Genomic DNA, 22,131 nt, shown 5'->3' with positions numbered 1-22,131 from the left:
CCGCCAGCCAAGCAAAATCTTGTCGTAAATACTGGTGCATTTAACGGGTGTTACTCGGAAGCTGAAACGTTTGCCGTTGCAGCACTCGCTTTACTCGCTGGCCTAAGGTGTTGGTCTAAAAATGCATCCATTTCCTTAAAGAAAATATGACGATTTCGCTGAATAGACAAATTGTGGTCGCCACTTTCAAGCTCTACATATTTGTAGACCTTGTCGTAATCATCTAACTCGTCAGCCATGTAGCGACTATGAAGTGGAGGGACAACTCTATCTTCATCTCCATGTACCAGCAAAATTGGCGTCTTTATCCCTTTCGCATTGTAGTAAGGCGAGCGCGCTTCAAGGTCGTCATAATCATCCCCAATTTGGTTTTTCACAAATTCGTTGTTCAGGAAACGGCGAGAATGAATAATGACGTGTTTAAGTGAACTTACGCCAGCAAAGCTCACCGCACACTTAAACAGATCCGGGGTTTTAACAGTTGCCATCAGGGCGGCGTAACCGCCATAGCTAGCGCCCACAATACACATGTTGTCTTGCTCAGCGTGCCCCTGCTCTACCATCCAGTTTGCCGCATCGGTGATATCATCTTGCATAGCCAAGCCCCAACCTTTCATTTGGCTTTGCGCAAAGCTGTACCCATACCCTCTAGAACCTCTAAAGTTAGGCCTTAGTACTGCATAACCTTTCGATGTAAAATACGCTGTCCAATAGTCGAAACCACTGAAATCTCTTGCTCCAGGGCCACCGTGGGGATGAATAATGGTAGGAAACGGGCCTTCGCCTTTTGGTAAAGTCAAATACGCTTCGATTTTGATGCCGTCTCTGGCTTCATATTCAATTAACGTATGCTCAGATAATTTTGCCGGGTCTATTTGAGCATATTGCTCAAAAAGCATCACTAACGTGCCTTCTTTACGGTCACCCAGCAAATAAACTCCTGGTAAGGTGTCAGACTCTGAATAAACAATATATGTTTGTTCGTCGTCGCTAAAGCTCACTAAGGTATTGTCGTAATCAGGAAGACCAGCATCGATACCATTTTGAAGAGCGACGTAACGTTCATCCCAATAATGTCGACCGTCATGGCGTACTCCTATTGCATCTCGGGTAACCGGTGAATAGATAAGGCTACCATTAACATCGTACCCTTCATCAGCATACACCTCTGTTCGCTCATTAGTAGTAAGGTTCAAGGTGTACAATGCACGGAAGTCTCCTTTATAACCTTTGAAATAAAGAATATTTGGGTCTTTTGCAAAGCCAACTGGGTATTCACCCTTGTCAGACATAGCGTTGTAAGCAAATAAGGTGCGCCAATCGTCTCCTTCTTTTAGAAAGACTTCTCGCTCCCCTGTATCGTAATCAAGCGAAACACCTATACGAACGTTATTTTGTTGGTCCGTCATCCAATCTCTAATGCGTTTTTTCCCGCGAATAATGCGACTTACGCCACCATCATTAACATTGATTTTGTAAACCGACGGCAGCCCCAACACCTCAGCGTCTAAGGCAATTAGAATATGTTCTGGATCGTCAGGCAGCCAGTCGATAACGTCATCGTGAAATTGAGGAATGTGGTTCGGGTTACCTGCTCGACGCTTTATTCTCTCCCATTCAACCAAGTTGAATGCACCGCCTTCACCGTCAAACTTAACGCTTAACAACCGTGTGTCATGAACTTTCGTGGTGCCACGTCGGGTTTCGTAACGAGCGCTAACCACCAGCCGTTCATTGTTCACCCAGTTGTACCAGTTAATTTTTACGCGTTCATTGTCCGATCGCAGTAGGTAGTGCTTTTCACCCTTTTTTAAGTCGTAAGTGGCAAGCATGGCAAACGCTTCTTCTTGCTCAACGTTTTGAACAAAAGCGATTTTTGAGCCATCGGGTGACAGCGACGGAGTCCAATAAGTTGGCAAAGAACTGAATTTTTCGTACTCGGGTTCTGCCTTAGTTTGATCTGCGCCCAGTGTGGAGAAAGAGCAAACCAACAGTAGCAAAGTAACTAGTGTCGTAGGTAAGAGAGCCTTATTAGAAGACATAACATTCCCTTGTTGTTTTTTATTGTTAGTGGAACTTAGCTTAGGCAAAAAACTCGAAGTTAAGTTACACAGAGTATACTCACTCATGCCCATATGTACAAAAACAAAGCAATACTAGGCTCTATGTTAAGTGAGTGGATGTGCCAGATATGTTCTGAAGAAGGGCATTCTAGTCAGGAAAATACGTTGAATGCATTCTATACCAATCCGCATAGATCATTACCCACTCAGCGAGAGTTAAAATGTTCGTAATCGCGGCGTGTTACCGCAGGTATAGTGGTCTACATCAAGGTGACACAACAAAGAGTACGGACATTTTAAACTCGCCCTTCGGGAAGGTCTGGCAAGCTTCCTAGCTTCATTCTGGGAATTTGAAAGGGAACAGCCATTCCTGCATTCCCACGCTTTGCTAGGAAACTTGCCAGCGCCTTCTGAGTGGGCAATGATCTATGCGGATTGGTATTATTTACCGACGTCAGCGCAATTATTTGATCTCTCGTCGTAGTTTGCGGATACAAATTGCAAATGTGGTATCATTAACCACAGACATAATATGGATTTTACCATCAAGCGGTAAGCTTCACAGCCCAGCGTTACCTTAAGGACTTAGCCTTTTCATGCCTTCGATTTGGAGCGGGCTTGCCAGTTTGCAAGACCATCTTTTCCGACAATTTATGTTCAGAATCACCAAAGCAGTCCGAGTTTTGGTGGGCAGTACATTGTGCACGCTAGCGTGTGCTCTCTTTACTTTTTCACATGCCCAAGACCCTATTTCCTATAACATTCAGGGCGTAGAAGACGACAAACTGCGTAATAATATCCGCCTGCATTTAAACAGTCTCGACGTGGAAAAATCGTTGCTTACTGACCCTTACTGGCAAGATGAAGTGGGCGAAACAGTAGCGACAGCGGTTCAACCTTATGGTTATTACAACAGCGAGACCAAGGTAAGTATTGAAGAGGGCGACAAGGTTACAGTGAATGTTGCTTTGAATGCGCCGCTTACCATAAATAAGGTTACTCGCGAAATAATAGGTGCAGGACGTGAAGATAAGGCTTTCAGAGAACGTTTTAATTCACTAAAGCTTAAAGAAGGCGACGTGTTAAACCAAACCATTTACGAGTCGTTTAAGTCGTCCATGTTTAACTACGCCTTATCTAATGGCTATTTTGATTATTTTTGGCAGGCGACGCGTCTCGACCTAGTACGTGACGAAAAACAAGCAAACGTACTTTTGATTGCGCAAAGCGGGCCCCAGTACCAATTTGGAGAGCTAAAATTTATTGGCGATGACAAGGCGAAAGCCATCATTGAGCGGCTAAAGCCGTTTAAAACAGGCGATGCGTACTCTTCATCAACACTTGCCGATTTCAACAGAAGCCTTAATCAATCTGGGTATTTTACCCGCGTTATTGCTCGCCCGGTTGTAAGTGAGGCTGATGGTTTGCTGGTACCGGTTGAGGTATCGTTACTTCACAGACCCACAGACGCATTTAACGTTTCTGTTGGCGCAGCCACTGACACGGGCCCACGGGTTCGCTTAGGATGGGAGCGTCCTTGGGTGAATAGTAAAGGGCACTCTGTTTCATCTGATATTTTCATTTCAGCGCCAGAACAATCAGTGACTGCCGACTACCGTATACCGATGAGAAACATAACGCGGGATTACGCGAGTATAGAGGCGGGTTACCAATTTATAGAGTACAGCAACACTTCCTTTGAGAGTGAAACCCTATCTTTGTCTGCACACCGTTACTGGCAACATGACAATTCACCATGGCAACACGATGGCTCGGTGACATATCTACGTGAAACTTATGATCAAGGGGAATTGAGCACAAACACCACGTCCCTAGTATTACCCGGGTACTCGTTAACCTATCGCGATAAAGACAGTGAGCTCAACATTAATAATGGTACCTACCTTCAAATGCTCACTCAAATAGGCAGAGAAGGTTATGGTTCTGATATCGATTTTGCAAAGGCAGTAGTTGAAGCCACGCTTATCCGTACCTTTAACAATGTGCACAGAATAACCATACGCGGTGAAGCGGGGGTTATTAAAACCAATAGTTTTGATGAAGTGCCAACGTCGTTGCGTTTCTATGCAGGGGGCGATAAAAGTGTTCGCGGCTTCGACTATCGCGAAATTTCTCCGACAGCTGAAGTCATTGATCCAGAAACAGGAGAACTCATTGTTGACTCTATTGGAGGGAAGTACCTTGCTACATCGAGTGTAGAGTATGCCTATCAAGTGGCAGATAATTGGAGAGTGGCAGCGTTTGTCGATGCAGGTACAGCAACAAACGACACCAGCACAACGCTGACATATAGCGTTGGACCTGGTGTACATTGGCTTTCACCAATTGGTCCAGTCAGACTTTACGTGGCAAGAGGCTTTGCGCCAGACGAGAATACATGGCAGTTACATATTTTGTTGGGGCCTGAGCTATGAGAAAACGTACGCTTTCGGCTATTTTACTTTCACCGGTTCTTATACTGGTCGCGTTGTATGCGGTTTTGATAAGTCCTCTAGGCGGCCCTACCGTTAAGTTACTGGCCAACACGTTTGTTGAAAACCTTTCCATCGATGCCATTGACGGTGGGTTTGCTGACACACTAGAAGTGCATAATGTGGAGTGGGAAAACCCGCAATGGAAGGTGTCTGCACAATATGCCTACATTGATATTACCTGGCGTTGTTTGTTTGAGCCTAGAGTATGTGTCAATGAAGTCACACTGGAAAACGCTACGCTTACACAGCGCTCAAACGCGCCTGACTCTTCCGATGATGCTCCTGCAGGTGGCCAGGTTGAATTACCGCTGCCTATTGATGTTGGGTATTTAGCGCTAACGAATATCAAACTTGCTCTACTTACGACAACAGTAGAAATTGATGAGCTCGAGCTAACCGATTTTGAAGGAAATAGCGACCTCATACTTGACAGCATAGCCGCGAAAGGTGTTCGCATTGCTCTGCTAAACCAAGATGAAGCTGCCAGCTCTACACCGGCAGCCATGACCAATGCATCGGAAACTAATAGTGAGCAGCCTGCTCCCAAAAAAGAACAGGCTCCAAGTGCTGATAGCGCTTTGCCTACGTCATACTCACTAAGCTACGACGTCCCCGTACTACCAAATATAGCTACGCCTATTCCTTTGTCTCTTGGTACTTTTTTAGTAGAAGATCTACACATAATTCAAGGGGAGAGCAAACAGCACATTTCACTCATCTCGCTGTTAGAGGCTCACTTTAAGGGCAGCGATGTCGCTATTGAAGAAATGACCGTTGTACATGAACAAGGTGAGGTGAAAGGAAAAGCGAGCGCAACACTTGACGGAAATTTCCCATTAAATGTGGCTATTAACGCGAAAACGAAGCTTGGCGACACACCACAAGAACTGAGTGTAGCGGCCGCGGGTGCGTTGGACGATTTAACGCTGTCAGTTGTAGCCAAAGGCGCGGTAACCGCAAACGCCAACCTAATGGCCAACATTCTAGACAGTAACCTTCCCATAGAATTCACTGCGAACTGGCAAGAACAAGCCATACCGACAGTGGAAAACACTACGCTCAAAGAAGGACAGTTAACGCTTTCCGGCACCATGGGTGATTATGTACTTAAAGGAGCTGGCGCAGCTACATTGCCTGACATTGGCAATGTACCGGTATCACTTGATGTGGTGCTGAAAAAGAACAATATTTTTGTTAATCAAGCCAATATAAACGCTTTGGATGGGAGCTTAACCAACACAGGTACCCTTTATCTAAATGAAAGTATCGCGTGGGAAGGTAAGACAACGCTTAAGAATGTATCAGGGCGGCAATTCAGCACTTATGCGCCTGAAAAAATTAGCGGAGAAATAGACAGTATATTGCAATACTCTGAGCGCGGCGGATTACACATGAGCCTAAGAGATATGACTGTCTCGGGTGTACTTCAGGGCAAACCGCTTCAGGTGAAGGGGAATGCGGTTTATGCTGGCCCCAGCGACTTATTCGTTACTAACGTCAATATCATTCAAGAACACGAGCAAGAGCGAAACACGATACGCGCCATTGCTCAAGTACTGAATAAGCGGCATTTAAATGCAAATATTGCGATAAACGTTAACGCTATTTCAAGCCTATACCCAGAAGTGACAGGTGCGGTAAGTGGCAATATCACAGCCGCCGGTCCTTGGCAAAACCCAACTGCTAACGGCACACTCGCTCTATCTAATATCGCTGTGTCACCCAATTTAAATGCCTCTGCCGCGCAGCAAGGACCATTGAACGGCGAAATCAAAGTTAACGGTACCTATCGCGATCACACCGCAGATATTGACCTAGCTGTGCCCAACAATAATATTGGGCTGTCTTTAAAAGGTGCATGGACGAACAATCACTGGGTGGGGGAAATTAGTGATACCACATTGAAGCTCGCTAATATGCAGTGGACGCTATCAAGCCCGTTCAGTGTAGACATAGGCACCACACCTATAACGGCTAAAATAGGTCAGCACTGTTGGACCTCTCGAAAAGAAGGTGAGCTGTGTATTTCAAACGTGAATTATCAACAAAACAAAGCCAGTTGGGATATCAGCGCGACGGCGCTGCCCATCGGGTTGTGGGCGAACGAGTTAGCGCCTACTGTTGTTTCAAGTCCCTCACAAGCAACACTTACCGTAAAAACCAAAGGCAGCTACTCGGCTAACGATCCCATCGATGCCACATTTACTGCGTCTATGAGTTCTGCGCCATGGCAACTTGGTGAAACGCGCCCGCTAACGCTCACTATTAACTCCATAGAAACTAAAGGAGAGATAAAGCAGGGGCAGTTAGCATCAACATCTGTGATCTCAAGCCAAGATGTCGGGGATGCAACACTAACCTTGAATACCCGTCCTTTCGAATCGCGTATACCACTTGATGGTAAACTAGAGATGCAAGGGCTTAATGTTGCACCATTCAAACCCCTTTCCCCTGCTATCAGAACCCTTACAGGAAAGTTAAACGGGAACGTATCGTTAAGTGGTTACATTGACGACCCTACGCTTAACGGTGAATTGACAGTTTCAAATGGCGCTATCGATATACAAGATACACCTGTGACACTGGCCGATTGGAATCAAAAAGTATCGCTTAATGGTCAAACCGCTGCACTAGACGGCACCTTCTTACTAGGCGGAGGAAAAGGGGCGTTAAAAGGCGAGTTAGACTGGTCATCCAACCCCAGTGCGACATTTAATCTAAAAGGAAACGGTTTCGAAATTCGTCAGCCAAACATTCGACTCAAGGTATCACCAAATATCGATATCGCCGCCACAAAAGAAAAAGTGGACGTGAGTGGCGAGGTAAATATTCCTTGGGCGAGAATTGAAATAGAGTCGCTACCTGAGAGTGCTGTTTCCCCATCAAAAGACGTGCACCTGCGTGGTGAACCGGATAGAGAGGAACCGCTTGATATCGTCCACGCTTCGGTATTGGTCAACATCGACAAAAACAAAACCGAAGAAGTAAAACTCGAAGCGTTTGGCCTTACTGCAAGTTTGTATGGTGGCATTCGCGTAAACACGCAACCTGCACTTGTGGGCTATGGTGACCTTCAAATTTTAAATGGTCGATACAACGCTTACGGACAACAGTTAATTATTCAAACCGGTGAAGTACAATTTAACGGCCCAATTGACCAACCTTTGTTGCTGGTCGAAGCCATCCGCGACCCGGCTAAAACCGATGACGACGTAATAGCAGGTATCCGAATTGATGGCGCGGCTGACTCGCCAAGTATTAACCTGTTCTCTGAGCCTGCGATGGATCAACAGGGCGTATTGTCATATCTACTCACAGGTTCTGGACCGAACTCGGGCACACAAGATCCTAACTACGCTGCGCTGCTGGTAGGCTTTGGTTTATCCAACACCAAAACCCTGACAGGACAAGTAGGAAGCGCGCTAGGTATTGATGATTTTAGTTTAAGCACTAACGAAGATTTACTGTCGGTAAGAGGGCAGATTAACGAGCGATTATCTGTGGAATACAATGTGGACGTTGGTCTAAGTAACAACGACGCCAACAGCACGCTACGACGCAGACAACTACCGCCTGACTTGGCGGTAAAATATCAGCTTCTACCTAGTTTATATTTAGAAGCCATTCAAACCACACTGGAAGACCAATCTGAGTTCGCGTTAGACCTTTATTATGAGTTTTTCTTGGGTGATAACAGAACCCGCAGAGATAGTGATGAAGACGACAGTGAATCTGACGAGTCCGATGAAAGCGCAGAGCAAGATCTGAAAGATAATGTGAGCACTCCGAGCACAAGTAATAACAATTAAGCGCTCAAAGTCAAAACATCGTACTTTTGCACTCATGCGCCCTTAACGCTGCTGCGCCATCTTCTCAAGCGTTTCGAGTTGACGCTCAAAACGCTTTTGTCTTTTGCTCGCCCACACATACCACACTAGCATCACAACGCTCATGGACGTCATAACTATAGCCATCTTCATAACTTTCTCTGGGGTAAGCTCCCCATAAAAATAGCGCTCCACCAGAAAGGCACATCCAAATAACACTGCAGTCCATGTTGAGTGTTTAGTGATTACAGCAATCTTCACGTTATTCTTAATTTGCTTTATTAGCTGCGTTAGGTGGTCAGCGGTTTGAGTGTCTTTTGAAAATGCGGCCACTCTTCTTAACCACAGCTGATAAACAAGTAGGGGAAGAGCCGTGACCAGCATAAAAACAAACATCGCGTGGGCGACAAAAGTGAACTTTTCCCAAGTAACAACTAGCAAGTAGATCGCTGGGATAAACGCTAAGGAGTCAACCACCATATACCAGCGTTGCTTGGTTCGCTCACTGCTTAGGCTGGCTTTTACTTCCGAGAGGTTGATAGTCGTAACTGGCTGAGCTTGCCATAGCGCAGAAAGGCCATCATTTTGCGCATCGTCTACTGATACGGGCGGGTTCGTTTGATTCTCTTTATCTAAATTATGCATGCGGTTGCTCCTGCATGATACTTTGCTTGGCGCGCTTTAAAATCACACCAACATGATTTTTAGTCAGACCACAGACGTCTGCAATTTCATCGTAACTTAAGCCTTCAAGAGAAAGCGTTAGCACTTGTCTTGACTGCAATGGAAGTGCCCGTACCGCGCGAAGTAGGCGTTCTAATGACTGGTGCTGACTAGACATTTCCTCTGGTGAATGGGTAGTACTCGCGAACCCGTCAGAGCCCAAATCATCGTGGTCATATTGATGGGTATCGAGACGCTTCACTTGATTTGCTACGTGAGTAACTGCGCGGTTATGAGCTATCTTCAAAATATAGGTTTTCACGCTGCTATCGCCCTTAAAGCGAGACAGCCCCTGCCAGACGGCAATAGCAATTTCTTGCAATAATTCTTGCTGCATCGCTTCGTTTGCTTCATAGCTGTTGGCTACACGGCTCAGTATTGCCCCGTATTGCGCAAAAACATCTTCAAAACCCTGCCCCAACGTCACATCCCTAATCACAAAAACTGTTGTTATTTTATTGTGTTACTTCTATCAGTCTGCCCCCACGAATTTTTATTACAAACTTTTTTCGTCAATGCTGTAATTTTTTTAAGCAACAAAAGACTAGTTAAAACAGTAAGTGCAGTAACGTGCGTTTAGGGCATTTTCCCTAAAAGCCTTCAACCTTGAAATTTGGATTAGGAAAAAATTATGTCTACGTTAAGTATAGTTTTGTTAATTGGCAGCCTGACGTCGCTTGTGCTTTTGGCAAGCTACTTAGACGCAAAATTTCAGTGGCGACTAAACGACTGGATGAACGGCGAGTGCAGCAACCCGTTCGTTAAAAGCGTGACCGACAAACAGCAGCAGCGTTTAGAGGAAAAAGATGCGCAGATTGAAGCTTTGATGGCGCGAATCGAAACCCTTGAAACCATTGTTACCGAGCCTGCTTACGAACTGAATAAGAAAATCAACGCGCTCAAATAAACGGCTTTACCAGCTCCTAGCTCGACACCGGTGGGCGACGCATAAAGCGGGGAATTTTTCCCATTGCAATGGCGTTGCCTACCAGCACAATGACCACCCCAACCACAGATAAAACGCTCCAGGTATAGCCTTCGAAAAAGGTGGAAATAACCAGTGCAACCATGGGGTATACCAAGACCACATATGCAGCCTTGTCAGCGCCCATTTGCTTTAACAGTTTCATGTACGCGCCAAACGCAAACACAGAGCCAAAGATAGCCAGATAAAGCAGCGACAGATAGAACTCGGTATGGGTAGGAATGACCAACTTACCCGGCATTGCCAGTGAGGTGATGAAAAGCAGCACCATGGCATAGCTCATGGCATAGAAGTTCATTTGGATAACAGGTGTACCCGAGGTCAAAATACGCTCGGAGATAACGTTACCTGTTGAGGCGCAGAAAAAGCTGACAAACGCTATAGCGAGGCCGGTAGCAAGCGCCGCATCCATGGAGACTTTGGAAAACTCCGGCACAAACAAACACACAATGCCCAGCAAGCCAAATGTAGCACCTACAACCACTTCTTTTCTTATAGGCTCTTTAAGCCACCATCGCCGAAGCACAACATTAATGTAGATAATACAAGAACTCATAAGGGCTAACAGCGCGCTAATTATGTGCGCTTGCGCCATATACAGCAGCGTGTAATTTAAGCTGTATAAAAAGAGACCGACTGCGGCCATTTTCACATGAACATGTACCGGTAGCTTAAGCGGCAAACGCCTAATAACACAGTAAATCCCTAAACAGGCCGACGCCAATAAATAACGCAGCGCAATGGCAAACGTTTCAGAGGTATGCCCTATTTGGTAAGTGATGGCTATCCAGGTTGAGCCCCAAATCAGGCAGCACAGAGCAAATAAGGTTGCGTTATTCATAGCGGTGTTCTAGCCCTGGGAAGCTCATAAACAAGAAGATAAGTGGGCAGATAAATGGTCGATAGCACTATCGAGCAGTTTTTGCCTAGCGCCATTACCAATCCACGCATTATGCGGCGTTACCAGCAAGTTAGGTAGTGCCTCTTTAAGCAATATATGATCAACAGGCGGAGGCTCGACACTTAGTACATCTAATCCCGCGCCACCAATTTGGTTGTTTTTAAGCGCATGATAGAGTGCTTCCTCATCAATCAAGCCGCCGCGAGCCGTATTAATGAGAAAAGCGCTTGGCTTCATCAGCGACAATGTATCGGCATTAATAAGCTTGTCGGTGGCTTCAGTAAGCGGGCAATGAAGACTTACCACATCGGCATTTGATAAAAGCGATGCAAGACTTGGACGAGGGTCATCTTGTTTACCTGGGCGAGCAGCGATACTCACCTGCATACCCAAAGCCTTAAACAATGCCTCTACACGCTTGCCAAGCTCGCCATGCCCAACAATTACCGCATGCTTACCCGCCAATTCCACCACGGGATGATTGAGTAAGCAGAAATGAGAAGAACTAGACCATGCTTGGTTGCGCATATCGCGCTGATACGTCACAAAATTGGTGGCCAAATTCAACGCCAAGGTCAACGTATGTTGAGCAACGCTATCAGTGCCATAGCCCTCTACATTTTGAACGGTAATACCAGCCTGTTCGCAGTAATCACGGTCGATATTGTTCATGCCGGTCGCAGTTACACCAATATAGCGCAGCTGACTGGCCTGCTGTAAATCTTTGGCTTGTAGCACGACTTTGTTAACCAGCACAGCATCGGCATTTTTAATACGCTCGGCAACGTCTTCGGCTTGAGTTTGTTGATGAAGCGTAATACCTGCGCCGAAATTAGTTTGTAAGTCATCTAGTGACGAGGTATCAAGACTGGGCAAATCCATGGTTTCGGCGTCTAGAAAGACAACCTGCTTTCTTTTGCCGTTGCTCATCGCTTGTGATGCATTGTATTTCGTCATTTTTGCCATGCTCTACATTACTTCCACAATCGACTCTAACGCTGTTTTCACATTAACAGGAATAGGAATGGCCTTGTCGGTTTTTCTATCTACAAACACATGCACAAATTGGCCATGAGCCACGCGTCGCTTATTCTCTCCGGCATAAACCGATAGACCATAAGTCACTGAACTTCTACCAATTTTGATAACGCGCAAGCCTACAAAAATGTCTTCAGGGTAGGCTGCCGGAGCAATGTACTGACACTGACTGCTTACCACATACGCCACGGATTGCCCGTTGTGTATATCTAGCCCACCTTCTTCAATTAAAAAACGGTTTACCGCGGTATCAAAGAAACCATAGTACACAACATTGTTGATATGTCCGTACGCATCATTGTCTTGCCAACGCGTGGCGATAGTGACTTTGTAAGGGTAGTCGGCAAGTGTAGGTGTGATATCAGTCATGATCGTCCCTTAGTGAATAAATGTATCGCTTTGTTGTTGGCGCAAATAATGAAAATCGATGAACGACTAACGCCAATTAATGTTTAATGTGCGGTAGTCTATTGCAGCGATTCTTTTGAGTAGCGCTATGAGTAAAGCACCATATCGTCACGGTGAATGGCAACATCCGTTGTTTCATAACCTAACACACTGGCAATTTCTTTCGACTTTTTCCCTTTTATAAGCGTTAAGTCTTTTGCGTTATACAGGCAAAGCCCCTTGGCAATAACTTCGCCTTGGCACACCACTTCAACAGCGTCGCCTTGTTCAAACAAACCGGCGACATCAACAATACCCGATGGCAGTAATGACGCGCCTTTTCGCACTAACGCCTCTTTCGCACCGCTATCAACGTCTATTCTGCCAGCGGTTTTTAGAGTATGGGTAAGCCACAGTCTGCGCGCGCTGGCGGGAGTGCTACTAGCATTGAATAGGGTTCCTGGCACTTTACCTTCAAGCAATGCATCGAAGGTTTCGCCTTTTCGCCCGTTTACAATAAGAGTTTGAATACCGCTACTGGTGCACTTGTCTGCCGCTTCAATTTTTGTGCGCATGCCGCCAGTTCCTACCGCAGTTCCAGCGCCGCCGGCAAGACCGTAAATGGTGCTGTCTATTTTATCTACCTGTGGAATGAGTGTGGCGTTGACGTCTTTTCTTGGATCTGCGGTAAATAAACCGTCGATATCTGAGCAGATAATGAGGGTGTCTGCTTGGGCGACCAGGGCGGTGTAAGCACCCAAGTTATCGTTATCACCCACTTTGAGTTCGTTGACTGCTACGGTGTCGTTTTCATTCACAATAGGTAACGCATTGTGATTCAAAATTTCGCGCAAGGTATTTTTAATATTTACGTAGCGGGTTCTATCGCGCAGGTCATCCGCCGTTAACAATACTTGTGCACAGGGAAAGTCGAAAAAGCGCTGCCAGTTGGCCATCATTAAATTCTGGCCAATCGCAGCCATGGCTTGTTTTTCGGCAATAGATGCGTTGTGACGAACCTTCACTTTGCTGCGGCCCGCGGCAACACTGCCAGAAGAGACAAGAATAATTTCTTTGCCAGCTTCGCGACTAGCAGTAATAAATCGAGCAAGAGACAGTAAATAACGCCCACTACACTCATTGCCTTCAGGAGCAATAAGCGCACTGCCAACTTTTATAACGGCACGTTGCCAATTAAAACGGTTCATAGGGGGAAGAAAAAAGAAAACAAGAGTTTAAGAATACGACAGTTAAAGCGCGAAACAAAACGATCTGTTACAGTTTTTTTGCGTTAAAACATGGTTAGTTTACGGTCAAAAAATTGGATTGTGACAGGCATACTTATATACTAGGCGGTGTTATCTTATAACAATTCTAACTTACAAGTTGCAAGGAACCTGCATGAGCACCGCAAAACGACACTTTTTCTGGCTAGCGCCAGTGTTGTCTATGCTGATTTCTCTTCCTAGTACCGCCGCTATTAAACAAACTAAAGGCGATTTCGAAGATAAATTCCGTCAGCTGGACGAAGTTCTTCCTACTCCAAACGTATACCGTAACGCCGCTGGTGAGCCAGGCCACCAATATTGGCAACAACAAGTAGATTACGATATTGACGTAAAGCTACTTGAAGACAAACGCCGCATTGAAGCAAGCGAAACCATTACTTACCACAACAACGCGCCAGACACGCTTAAGTACTTGTGGATCCAGCTTGACCAAAACAAATTCCGCGACGATTCAATGTCTGCGCTTACTACCACGTTTGGCGGTATCGGTAACCGCGGGCCGGGTACGCAAGCTGCTAGCGGCGATGCGCCAGCTAAGCTAAGCATGGGTGCATTGCGCCGTCAGCAGTTTGTTGACGACAACGAGCTGGGCTATACCATTTCTCGTGTTGAAGACAAAGCGGGCAATGACTTACGTCACACAGTAGTTGGCACCTTAATGCGTGTTGACTTGGCTCAACCGTTGAAGCCAGGCAGCAAAGTTACGTTTGATATCGATTTTGCGTTTAACATTGTTGAAGAAGACGCTGTTTCAGCACGTGCAGGTTACGAGCATTTCCCAGATGACGAACGTGAAGGTGGTAATGACATCTTCTTGCTAGCACAGTGGTTCCCACGCCTAGCTGCATACACCGACTACGAAGCATGGACCAATAAAGAATTTATTGGCCGTGGTGAGTTCACGCTAGAGTTCGGTAACTACGAAGTAGATATTACGGTTCCTGCTGACCACATCGTATCGTCAACGGGTGTGCTTCAAAACCCGAAAGACGTGTTAACTAAAACACAGCGCGACCGTCTGAAAAAGGCAGAAAAAGCTGACCGTATCGTATTCATTGTTTCACCAGAAGAAGCAATTGAGAACGAAAAAGAAGGCACGACTAAGCTTAAAACTTGGACCTTTAAGGCAGAAAACGTACGTGACTTTGCATGGGCCTCTTCGCGTAAATTTGCGTGGGATGCGCGTGGCTATCAGCAAGGCGGTGACACTCAACCATTGGTAATGGCTATGTCTTTCTACCCGAAAGAAGGTGGCGAGCTATGGCAGAAGTATTCTACAGAATCAATCATCCACACGATGGATGTTTATAGCCGCTTTAGCTTCGATTACCCATACCCAGTAGCCCAATCAGTAAATGGTCCAGTTGGCGGCATGGAATACCCCATGATCACCTTCAACGGCCCGCGTACAGAGCTTCGTGACGATGGTTCACGCACGTACTCGCTTGCTGAGAAACGTTTCCTTATTGGCGTGGTTATTCACGAAGTAGGTCATATCTATTTCCCTATGACCGTTAACTCTGACGAGCGCCAGTGGACATGGATGGATGAAGGTCTGAACAGCTTCCTAGACGGCGTTGCCGGTCGCGAGTGGGATCCTACGATCCCTTGGGGCGTTGAGCCACGTGATATCACTGGCTACATGAAGTCTCAGACGCAGGTGCCAATTATGACCCAGTCTGACTCAGTACTTCGCCTTGGCCCAAATGCCTATACCAAGCCTGCAGTAGCGCTTAACATTCTTCGCGAAACTATTCTTGGCCGTGAGCTGTTTGATTTCGCGTTTAAAGAGTACGCGCAGCGTTGGATGTTTAAACGTCCTACACCATCAGATTTCTTCCGTACTATGGAAGAGGCGTCAGGCGTTGACCTAGACTGGTTCTGGCGTGGTTGGTTTTACACCACAGACCATGTAGATATTAGCCTAGACAGCGTATACAAGCTTCGTTTAGACACTGAAGATCCAGATATCGATTTTGCTCGCGAACGTGAAGCAGAGATGGAAAAACCGAAGTCACTTACCGACCTTCGTAATAAAGAAGAAGGCAAAAAGCTTTGGGTAGATCGCTTTGAAGATATCAGTGACTTCTACGACGAAAACGATCGTTACACCGTAACTAACAAAGAGCGCAACAAGTACAAGAAATTCTTGAAAGATCTTGAGCCTTGGGAGCGTAAAGCGTTTGAGCGTGCGGTGAAAGAAGACAAAAACTACTACGTGCTAGATTTCAGCAACAAGGGTGGGTTGGTGATGCCAATCATTCTTGAACTAACGTTTGAAGACGGCACGAAAGAAGAAATGCGTATTCCTGCGGAAATCTGGCGTCGTACACCTAAAGCCGTAAGCAAGCTTATTGTTACCGACAAAGACAAAGAGCTGGTAAGCGTAACCGTTGATCCGCACTGGGAAACCGCAGACGTAGATGTGGAAAATAACCACTACCCGCGTCGTATCATTCCTTCGCGTATTGAAGCGTATAAGAATAAGCCGCGTAACACTTACGAGTACCGCGACCTTATGCACGACTCAAAGACCGAACTGAAAACCGACGACGAGGACAAAGATGACGAATAAGTTGTCTTTGGCTCGCTTGCAGCAGAGCGCTCATGCTCTGCTTGCAAGCGTAAGTGCATTCGCAATTACGGCTGCGCTATTAGTTAGCGCAATGTCGTACAGCACTGCAGCCCAAGCGCATCAAATAAAAGCAGCAATTACCACGGTACTGTTCAATCCTAGAACAGAAAATATTGAGGTGATGCACCGCTTTAATTTGCACGATGCTGAACACGCGGTTAAAGCATTGTTCGACAAGCACGCAGATATTATGGACGACATAGAAACGCAGCAACAATTCGCTGATTACGTCGCCCACCACTTTGCAATTTTAAATGCAGCAGGCGAGCCATTAAAGCTTGCTGATGTTGGCTTTGAAGTTGAAGGTAAGCACTTTTGGGTTTATCAGGAAACTGCTGAGCCGCCTGTACTTGAAGGCATTAAAATTCGCCATGATGCATTGCGTGACTTGTGGCCAAAACAAGTGAATACGCTAAATGTAGAAGGCAAGGGTGATATCAAAACCCTGACCTTTGCTGATAGCGTAAATTTGCTGGAAGTAAGCTTCAAAAGCCAAAATAGCGACCATCACTAATACCTAACGGTATAAGTTTGTGAAAGCCCACCCGCATTCCTTGTCAAACGGCAGTGATTGCGGGTGGGCTTTTTTGTTTACGTGCTTCACGGTGTTCTTGTAGATAATGGATGCCTACCTCAGCTTTTGCCCCTCTAATTCGAGCGCCGCATTCGAATAGGGAAAATCCTAAAACACGTTTTCTAATTGTCGTGTGAGACCGAAGTCGTATAGTCATCTTGGCATGCATGCTCTACCTTAATTATGGATAAACAGTTACTAAATTCAGTTAATGAGGTACATCATGACCCATAGCGCTGCATCACCGTTGCCTTCACAGGTCAAGAAACCCCAATCAAGAAGTGAGCGTAGTGCACGAAAACTACGTGCATCCAAAGCAGCTCAGTGCGCTGTTCAAGCAGAAGATGCGCAGCAAATGCAAGATGCCGATGCAAAGAACGTCAAACAAAACAATGCGTTCGCTGATAAGAAAAATATCATGTGGGTGCTGTTAAGTGGCGCAATGGCGCTAACCTTTGTCGTCATGCTGTTTTTGCCAGATACAGGGATGGGCGGCGGCCTTGTTTCCACCTATTCTGCCATGCTTTGGTGTGGCTTTTTTGGTGCAGCACTTTGGCGTTATAGAGCGACAAGTGGCTGGGCTGGGTTTGCTTACGGAAGCGTTGTTGGACTAGTGATTCAATTTATTTCACAGATAATCTAGCACACAGTGTTTTTACAATTGCCTTGTACAACTCTCCTAGTAAGAAAGCGCTAAGCGACTAGGAACGGCAAGTACACATTTCTTTTAAGTACATTATGGGCAATCTAAACGCGGCTTTTAAATCAGACTTCTGTTTAAACAGCTGTCTTATCCGTTGATTGCCCTGTTAGCAACCTCACTTCCTAAACATTAAGTCCTGTTGATCTTTGATGTACAGCAATGGTCAACAGGTCCTCAATGACTTTTGGCTGGAAACCCGATCCAGACGTTTTGTCCGACAGTATAATTTATAAACTCCAGTTACTTTTTTAGGTTATGTTTAGCCAATAAAAAACCAAACGTTACCCTTCGCCCTTAATAAAACTGAGTGAGCCTATGGCAGAGAAGCCCAATAAATCCGCTGAATCACCAACCCGTTCTAGTAGAGCGGTACCGTCGTCGCGTTTATCGCGCATAGGCCGCTTGGGCTCATTGGCAGGTAGAATTGCAGGTAACGTAGTATCACAAGGTGCAGGACAACTGTTAAAGGGCGAGAAGCCCGCGTTGTCTTCGCTGCTCTTAACGCCCAAAAACATTTCAAACATTGCAGATCAGCTTGCCAGTATGCGTGGTGCAGCTATGAAGCTCGGGCAGCTTATTTCAATGGATGCAGGAGATTTTCTCCCCGAAGAGCTTGCGGTAATTCTAGGGCGATTACGGGACGACGCTGACCCGATGCCAAAAGACCAGTTAATTGCCACGCTGAATCAGTCTTGGGGCGAAAAATGGCAAGATGACTTACTTTACTTTTCCTTTGCCCCTATAGCTGCGGCCTCTATTGGTCAGGTGCATAAAGTCATTACGATGAACGGTCGGATGTTAGCAGTAAAAGTGCAGTATCCAGGTGTGAAAAAAAGCATAGATAGCGATGTAGACAACGTAGCTACACTTATAAAACTCACTGGCTTGGTACCCAAATCATTAGATATCAACCCGCTTTTACAAGAAGCTAAAGCTCAGCTTCACCAAGAAGCTGATTATGTGCGAGAAGCTGACATGCTCAACCGTTATCGCGCGTTGGTTGAAAGCACCGACATCCAAAACAAGGGGAGTAATGCGTTTGTCATTCCGCAAACCTTTGCTCCCCTTACCACCGGTACCGTGTTAGCGATGGATTTCATAGAGGCGCAAGACTTAGATGCGCTATTAAACGAGCCTCAGGACGTCCGAGATGCCGTGATGACGGCGCTAATGACTTTATTTTTTAATGAAATTTTTCATTTTAAGCTGCTGCAGAGCGACCCTAACTTAGCCAACTACCAGTTTAAACCCGATACAAAAGAAATCGTTCTGTTAGATTTTGGTGCTACACGGGATGTGCCTGACGCCATTTCAGCCCAGTATCAAACGTTACTCAACAGCGCCGCAGCCAACGATAGAGCGATGATGCAGCAAGCCGCGTTTCGCATAGGATTAATTGACGAAAGCCACTCTCAAACGCAAGTCGACGCCGTCATAAACATTGGTATGGAGGCGTGTGAAGCGATTCGCTGCGAGGGCGCTTATGACTTTGGACAAAGCGACCTTATTGCAAGGCTTCACGAAAAGGGAATGGCGCTGACTATGGAGCACAATTTTTGGCACACGCCGCCAGTAGATGCCCTGTTTATACACAGGAAGCTAGGTGGCTTATTTCTGTTGGCTAAACGATTGAAAGCTAAAGTAGATATGCGAAAGGCTGCAGGTACATGGCTGAATCTATAACCTGCACTTCGTTGGTGTGTTAAGCGAGTAAGAAACTACTTATTACGCAGCTTATATATCGTTTAAATCGGTTTTGCGGTGCTGTGCCATGTTTTACTGTGAAAACGTTGCGCTGCGACCTTACTGAACTCAAATAGGACCCACTTCAAAAAGCCTACAGCACTCGCACAACAGTCTAGTAAGGCAAATCCATACTGAACGGTAACGCCATCTGTTCTTTACTTTTTGGCGGGTTGCCAATCATTTCATCGTAAGGCGTATCGTGCTTCATTACCGCCTGCTGAACATGACAATGCGCGAAGGCTTCGCGAATGTGGCCGGCACTAAAAAAACGCATGGGCTTATCTTTGTTGTCGTAAAGCATGCCACTTTGACTGCCGATAGTGAGATAAACCAAGTAAACATTCATCTCATACGACTGAACTTCCAGATAATCTATCGCGGTAGGCGACTCTTCAATATCTCGAAAATAGAACTTCTGCATTTTTCTACCTCATGAACCAAGTATGCACCTTGCACGCCCTATATTCTTATTTAATGACGGAAGTTAGGGCGAAAAAACAGAATATATACGTTAAGCAAGGTGCTCAGGTTCATTAGATAGGTCTAGCGGAGGTCGGTGGTTTTTAAACCGTACTGCATTTGCCAACACCAGCAAGGATGCAAGAGAGCAGGCACTGTATAGGAACGCCGCCGTTCCCATTCCAGAAGCAATCCATAGTAATGGAAATACCAGCAACCTAGGGCCTTCAACAGCTAAAGCGACTTTCGCTTTAGACAGTATAAAGCCATTTTGTATACTCATAACAATGACAGTCGCTACAGCAATGATCTGATGCTTAGTTGACAAGTTATTGATATTTAAAAGGAGATAAAGCATTACTCCCAGCATGATTAGATGCTGCATAACACTGTAGCGTTTTACTGCTCGGTGTAATTTAGGGTGATACTGTCTAAACTTACTCACGCTAATTATCCTATAAGGGCACATTTAAGTTGAAACGGGGTCGTGAGGCTCGAAATATTCACTAATTATTATAGATAACAACGAGCTAGCATTTGCTTTTCAATGACTAATCAACACATTAGTACACAAACCCAATTTGTTAAACATTTGTTTAAAAATAATTTTTGCATTTACATAATATCGAATGTGAATGAGAAGAAAAAATGAGGGTTTTCCACTAAATTTGTATAAAAAGAAATCGGAAAGTGACTTTTTTACGTTAAAAAGTGTTCAAAATAAGGAATTTACAATCTAAGGGAACATTTCTCTTGATTGATTTTCTAAATTTGGGTGTTATCTCTGGTAGTATTACCAAAAGGATAGTTTTGTAGCGGAGTCATTATGAGCGAATCGTCGGAAAAGAAATCGTTAGGCCCACACTTTATCATTGTAGGCATCCTTCTTGTTGTTATTCTGGCTGTTGTGTTTTGGCCCAGCGACGATGAGCCTGAGTCAGTAGTTACGCCTGAGCCCGAAGTGACTGAACCTGAAGTGACTACGCCAGAAGAGCCTGAAGTATTTGAGCCTACTCAGCCAGCCCCAACAGTAGAGCTTGAGGAAAAAGACGAGGTTGAGCCGCTTCCAGAGCCAGTTGAACCAGAACCGGAACCTCTGGATACCAGCGATCCTGCGGTGAAAGCTTCACTTATTGAGAGTTCGTCTGCGAGCGAAGAAACCGTTAACCGCATGCTGGTTGACGAAGGTCTAATTCAACGCTTTGTGGTGTCGGTTACGAATCTAGCAAATGATGAAATGGCGCCTAATCACCAGTTACTAACGCCACCTGAGCAGAACTTCCGCGTATACTCTCAAGCAGGCAAGCAATGGATTGATGCAGCAAGCTATAAACGTTATACACCATACGTAGATATGTTGGAGTCATTCAATAACGAAGCACTGCTTAACATCTACGGTATTTATAAAGACGACATTCAGGCGAAGTACGCCGAAATTGGAAGCCCTGACCAAGACTTCAACAGCGTATTGCTAGAAGCGATTGATCAGCTTCTTGATACACCTGAAGTGCCGGTTCCTGTAGAGGTTTATACCGACTCGGTCGCCTATAAGTATGCTGATGATCGTCTAGAAAGTTTAAACGAGCCACAGAAACAACTTCTTCGTACTGGCCCAGATAACATGCGTCGCATAAAGGCAAAGCTACGCGAACTAAAAGTATTGGTTGAAGAGCGTGGATCTAACTAGATTTCAGCAGCAGCTTAAGGGCACGTCGTCAAAAGCGCGCCCTTTACCTCCTGTTGAACAATGGAACCCCGATTTTTGCGGTGACATTAATCTAACTATAGCGCTTGATGGAAGATGGTTTTATGAAGGCAGTCCTATTGGGCGCGCAAGCTTGGTTCAGCTTTTTGCTTCGGTGTTAAAGCGGGAAGGTGACAAGTACTTCTTAGTTACTCCCGTAGAAAAAGTAGGCATTACCGTTGAAGACACACCTTTTCTTGTAACTCAATGGCATAGGGAAGAGGGTGAATCAGCGAGTGATAACACCTATGTGTTTACCACACAAACAGGCGACATTGTAAGGTTAGAGCGTGCTGATCAGCTCGAACTTCGCGTTCCGCCTAAAGCCATACAAGATCCAGAGGCAACGCCCATTCCCTACCTATGCGTTCGCAGAAACTTGTGGGCAAGACTACATCAAAATGCCTATTATCAACTGCTTGAACAAGCTGATGAAAAACCGGATGAAGCCGGCACGCAATTTAGTATTCAGTCAAACGGCATCACCTTTATTTTAGGTGAAGTAAGCAACTAGCCTACTTTGTTGCTTCTGTCTCTTCGAACATATCAAAACGTAATTCAT

The 22,131-nt window shown here is 45.6% G+C and carries 18 protein-coding genes; 9 read left to right on the top strand and 9 right to left on the bottom strand.

Going from position 1 to position 22,131, the window contains the following annotated elements; translation table 11 throughout:
- Positions 1–50: 50 nt before the first annotated feature.
- Positions 51–2,042, bottom strand: a complete 1,992-nt coding sequence (locus AWH61_RS11845) for an alpha/beta hydrolase family protein (protein WP_075177166.1) — start codon at positions 2,040–2,042, stop codon at positions 51–53.
- Between the two features lie 617 nt (positions 2,043–2,659).
- Between AWH61_RS11845 and AWH61_RS11840 the strand changes: the two genes are divergently transcribed.
- Together AWH61_RS11840 and AWH61_RS11835 are read left to right on the top strand one after the other, a co-directional pair.
- Positions 2,660–4,498 (top strand): autotransporter assembly complex protein TamA, encoded by a 1,839-nt coding sequence (locus tag AWH61_RS11840; RefSeq protein WP_061486851.1) that lies wholly within the window; start codon positions 2,660–2,662, stop codon positions 4,496–4,498.
- Positions 4,495–8,367 (top strand): translocation/assembly module TamB domain-containing protein, encoded by a 3,873-nt coding sequence (locus AWH61_RS11835; RefSeq protein ID WP_075177165.1) that lies wholly within the window; start codon positions 4,495–4,497, stop codon positions 8,365–8,367. The genes AWH61_RS11840 and AWH61_RS11835 overlap by 4 nt, the downstream gene beginning before the upstream one ends.
- Positions 8,368–8,409: 42 nt before the next feature.
- On the opposite strand, the gene AWH61_RS11830 is transcribed toward AWH61_RS11835, so the two are convergent.
- On the bottom strand, positions 8,410–9,030 hold the full coding sequence (locus AWH61_RS11830) for a hypothetical protein (RefSeq protein ID WP_075177164.1): 621 nt from the start codon (positions 9,028–9,030) through the stop codon (positions 8,410–8,412).
- Positions 9,023–9,529 carry an RNA polymerase sigma factor gene (locus AWH61_RS11825; RefSeq protein WP_014980752.1) on the bottom strand — a complete coding sequence of 169 codons (507 nt, stop codon included), beginning with the start codon at positions 9,527–9,529 and terminating at the stop codon, positions 9,023–9,025. The genes AWH61_RS11830 and AWH61_RS11825 overlap by 8 nt, the downstream gene beginning before the upstream one ends.
- Before the next feature lie 210 nt (positions 9,530–9,739).
- Here AWH61_RS11825 and AWH61_RS11820 point away from each other — a divergent pair, with 210 nt between their 5' ends.
- Positions 9,740–10,015, top strand: a complete 276-nt coding sequence (locus AWH61_RS11820) for a hypothetical protein (protein WP_014951413.1) — start codon at positions 9,740–9,742, stop codon at positions 10,013–10,015.
- 16 nt (positions 10,016–10,031) lie between these two features.
- Here the strand turns inward: AWH61_RS11820 and AWH61_RS11815 are convergent, their stop codons facing one another.
- The 4 genes from AWH61_RS11815 to proB all read right to left on the bottom strand — a co-directional run bounded on the left by AWH61_RS11815 (position 10,032) and on the right by proB (position 13,627).
- On the bottom strand, positions 10,032–10,934 hold the full coding sequence (locus AWH61_RS11815) for a DMT family transporter (protein WP_075177163.1): 903 nt from the start codon (positions 10,932–10,934) through the stop codon (positions 10,032–10,034).
- Positions 10,935–10,958: 24 nt separating this feature from the next.
- Positions 10,959–11,960, bottom strand: coding sequence for a D-2-hydroxyacid dehydrogenase (locus AWH61_RS11810; RefSeq protein ID WP_075177162.1), 1,002 nt, complete (start codon positions 11,958–11,960; stop codon positions 10,959–10,961).
- Between the two features lie 3 nt (positions 11,961–11,963).
- Positions 11,964–12,401 carry an acyl-CoA thioesterase gene (locus AWH61_RS11805; protein ID WP_014951416.1) on the bottom strand — a complete coding sequence of 146 codons (438 nt, stop codon included), beginning with the start codon at positions 12,399–12,401 and terminating at the stop codon, positions 11,964–11,966.
- Between the two features lie 125 nt (positions 12,402–12,526).
- Positions 12,527–13,627, bottom strand: a complete 1,101-nt coding sequence (gene proB, locus AWH61_RS11800; protein ID WP_039228812.1) for a glutamate 5-kinase — start codon at positions 13,625–13,627, stop codon at positions 12,527–12,529.
- 193 nt (positions 13,628–13,820) lie between these two features.
- On the opposite strand from proB, the gene AWH61_RS11795 reads away from it, so the two are divergent.
- From AWH61_RS11795 to AWH61_RS11780, 4 genes are all read left to right on the top strand, one after another.
- Positions 13,821–16,283 (top strand): M1 family aminopeptidase, encoded by a 2,463-nt coding sequence (locus tag AWH61_RS11795; RefSeq protein ID WP_014980757.1) that lies wholly within the window; start codon positions 13,821–13,823, stop codon positions 16,281–16,283.
- Positions 16,273–16,857, top strand: a complete 585-nt coding sequence (locus tag AWH61_RS11790) for a DUF6702 family protein (protein ID WP_014977821.1) — start codon at positions 16,273–16,275, stop codon at positions 16,855–16,857. Before AWH61_RS11795 ends, AWH61_RS11790 begins: the two co-directional genes overlap by 11 nt.
- Before the next feature lie 283 nt (positions 16,858–17,140).
- Positions 17,141–17,560 carry a hypothetical protein gene (locus AWH61_RS11785; RefSeq protein WP_014951420.1) on the top strand — a complete coding sequence of 140 codons (420 nt, stop codon included), beginning with the start codon at positions 17,141–17,143 and terminating at the stop codon, positions 17,558–17,560.
- Positions 17,561–17,935: 375 nt separating this feature from the next.
- On the top strand, positions 17,936–19,303 hold the full coding sequence (locus AWH61_RS11780; protein ID WP_069945231.1) for an ABC1 kinase family protein: 1,368 nt from the start codon (positions 17,936–17,938) through the stop codon (positions 19,301–19,303).
- Between the two features lie 175 nt (positions 19,304–19,478).
- Here the strand turns inward: AWH61_RS11780 and AWH61_RS11775 are convergent, their stop codons facing one another.
- Together AWH61_RS11775 and AWH61_RS11770 are read right to left on the bottom strand one after the other, a co-directional pair.
- A complete protein-coding gene (locus tag AWH61_RS11775) occupies positions 19,479–19,787 on the bottom strand; it encodes a DUF6482 family protein (protein ID WP_014951422.1) in 309 nt (102 codons plus the stop codon).
- A gap of 90 nt (positions 19,788–19,877) precedes the next feature.
- On the bottom strand, positions 19,878–20,270 hold the full coding sequence (locus tag AWH61_RS11770) for a hypothetical protein (protein WP_014951423.1): 393 nt from the start codon (positions 20,268–20,270) through the stop codon (positions 19,878–19,880).
- Between the two features lie 381 nt (positions 20,271–20,651).
- Here AWH61_RS11770 and AWH61_RS11765 point away from each other — a divergent pair, with 381 nt between their 5' ends.
- Positions 20,652–21,512, top strand: coding sequence for a DUF3014 domain-containing protein (locus AWH61_RS11765; protein WP_075177161.1), 861 nt, complete (start codon positions 20,652–20,654; stop codon positions 21,510–21,512).
- On the top strand, positions 21,499–22,083 hold the full coding sequence (locus tag AWH61_RS11760) for a DUF1285 domain-containing protein (protein ID WP_069945233.1): 585 nt from the start codon (positions 21,499–21,501) through the stop codon (positions 22,081–22,083). The genes AWH61_RS11765 and AWH61_RS11760 overlap by 14 nt, the downstream gene beginning before the upstream one ends.
- Positions 22,084–22,131: the final 48 nt, after the last annotated feature.

The sequence above is a fragment of the Alteromonas sp. W12 genome, assembly GCF_001924945.1.
Lineage (GTDB): Bacteria > Pseudomonadota > Gammaproteobacteria > Enterobacterales > Alteromonadaceae > Alteromonas > Alteromonas macleodii.
This window is presented reverse-complemented; position numbering and strand designations above follow the sequence as displayed.

Coding starts and splice junctions, on each gene's coding strand:
- AWH61_RS11835 (WP_075177165.1), top strand. CDS start 4,495: ATGAGAAAACGTACGCTTTCGGCTATTTTACTTTCACCGGTTCTTATA.
- AWH61_RS11785 (WP_014951420.1), top strand. CDS start 17,141: ATGACCCATAGCGCTGCATCACCGTTGCCTTCACAGGTCAAGAAACCC.
- AWH61_RS11815 (WP_075177163.1), bottom strand. CDS start 10,934: ATGAATAACGCAACCTTATTTGCTCTGTGCTGCCTGATTTGGGGCTCA.
- AWH61_RS11820 (WP_014951413.1), top strand. CDS start 9,740: ATGTCTACGTTAAGTATAGTTTTGTTAATTGGCAGCCTGACGTCGCTT.
- AWH61_RS11790 (WP_014977821.1), top strand. CDS start 16,273: ATGACGAATAAGTTGTCTTTGGCTCGCTTGCAGCAGAGCGCTCATGCT.
- AWH61_RS11810 (WP_075177162.1), bottom strand. CDS start 11,960: ATGGCAAAAATGACGAAATACAATGCATCACAAGCGATGAGCAACGGC.
- AWH61_RS11795 (WP_014980757.1), top strand. CDS start 13,821: ATGAGCACCGCAAAACGACACTTTTTCTGGCTAGCGCCAGTGTTGTCT.
- AWH61_RS11845 (WP_075177166.1), bottom strand. CDS start 2,042: ATGTCTTCTAATAAGGCTCTCTTACCTACGACACTAGTTACTTTGCTA.
- AWH61_RS11780 (WP_069945231.1), top strand. CDS start 17,936: ATGGCAGAGAAGCCCAATAAATCCGCTGAATCACCAACCCGTTCTAGT.
- AWH61_RS11775 (WP_014951422.1), bottom strand. CDS start 19,787: ATGCAGAAGTTCTATTTTCGAGATATTGAAGAGTCGCCTACCGCGATA.
- AWH61_RS11830 (WP_075177164.1), bottom strand. CDS start 9,030: ATGCATAATTTAGATAAAGAGAATCAAACGAACCCGCCCGTATCAGTA.
- AWH61_RS11765 (WP_075177161.1), top strand. CDS start 20,652: ATGAGCGAATCGTCGGAAAAGAAATCGTTAGGCCCACACTTTATCATT.
- proB (WP_039228812.1), bottom strand. CDS start 13,627: ATGAACCGTTTTAATTGGCAACGTGCCGTTATAAAAGTTGGCAGTGCG.
- AWH61_RS11840 (WP_061486851.1), top strand. CDS start 2,660: ATGCCTTCGATTTGGAGCGGGCTTGCCAGTTTGCAAGACCATCTTTTC.
- AWH61_RS11805 (WP_014951416.1), bottom strand. CDS start 12,401: ATGACTGATATCACACCTACACTTGCCGACTACCCTTACAAAGTCACT.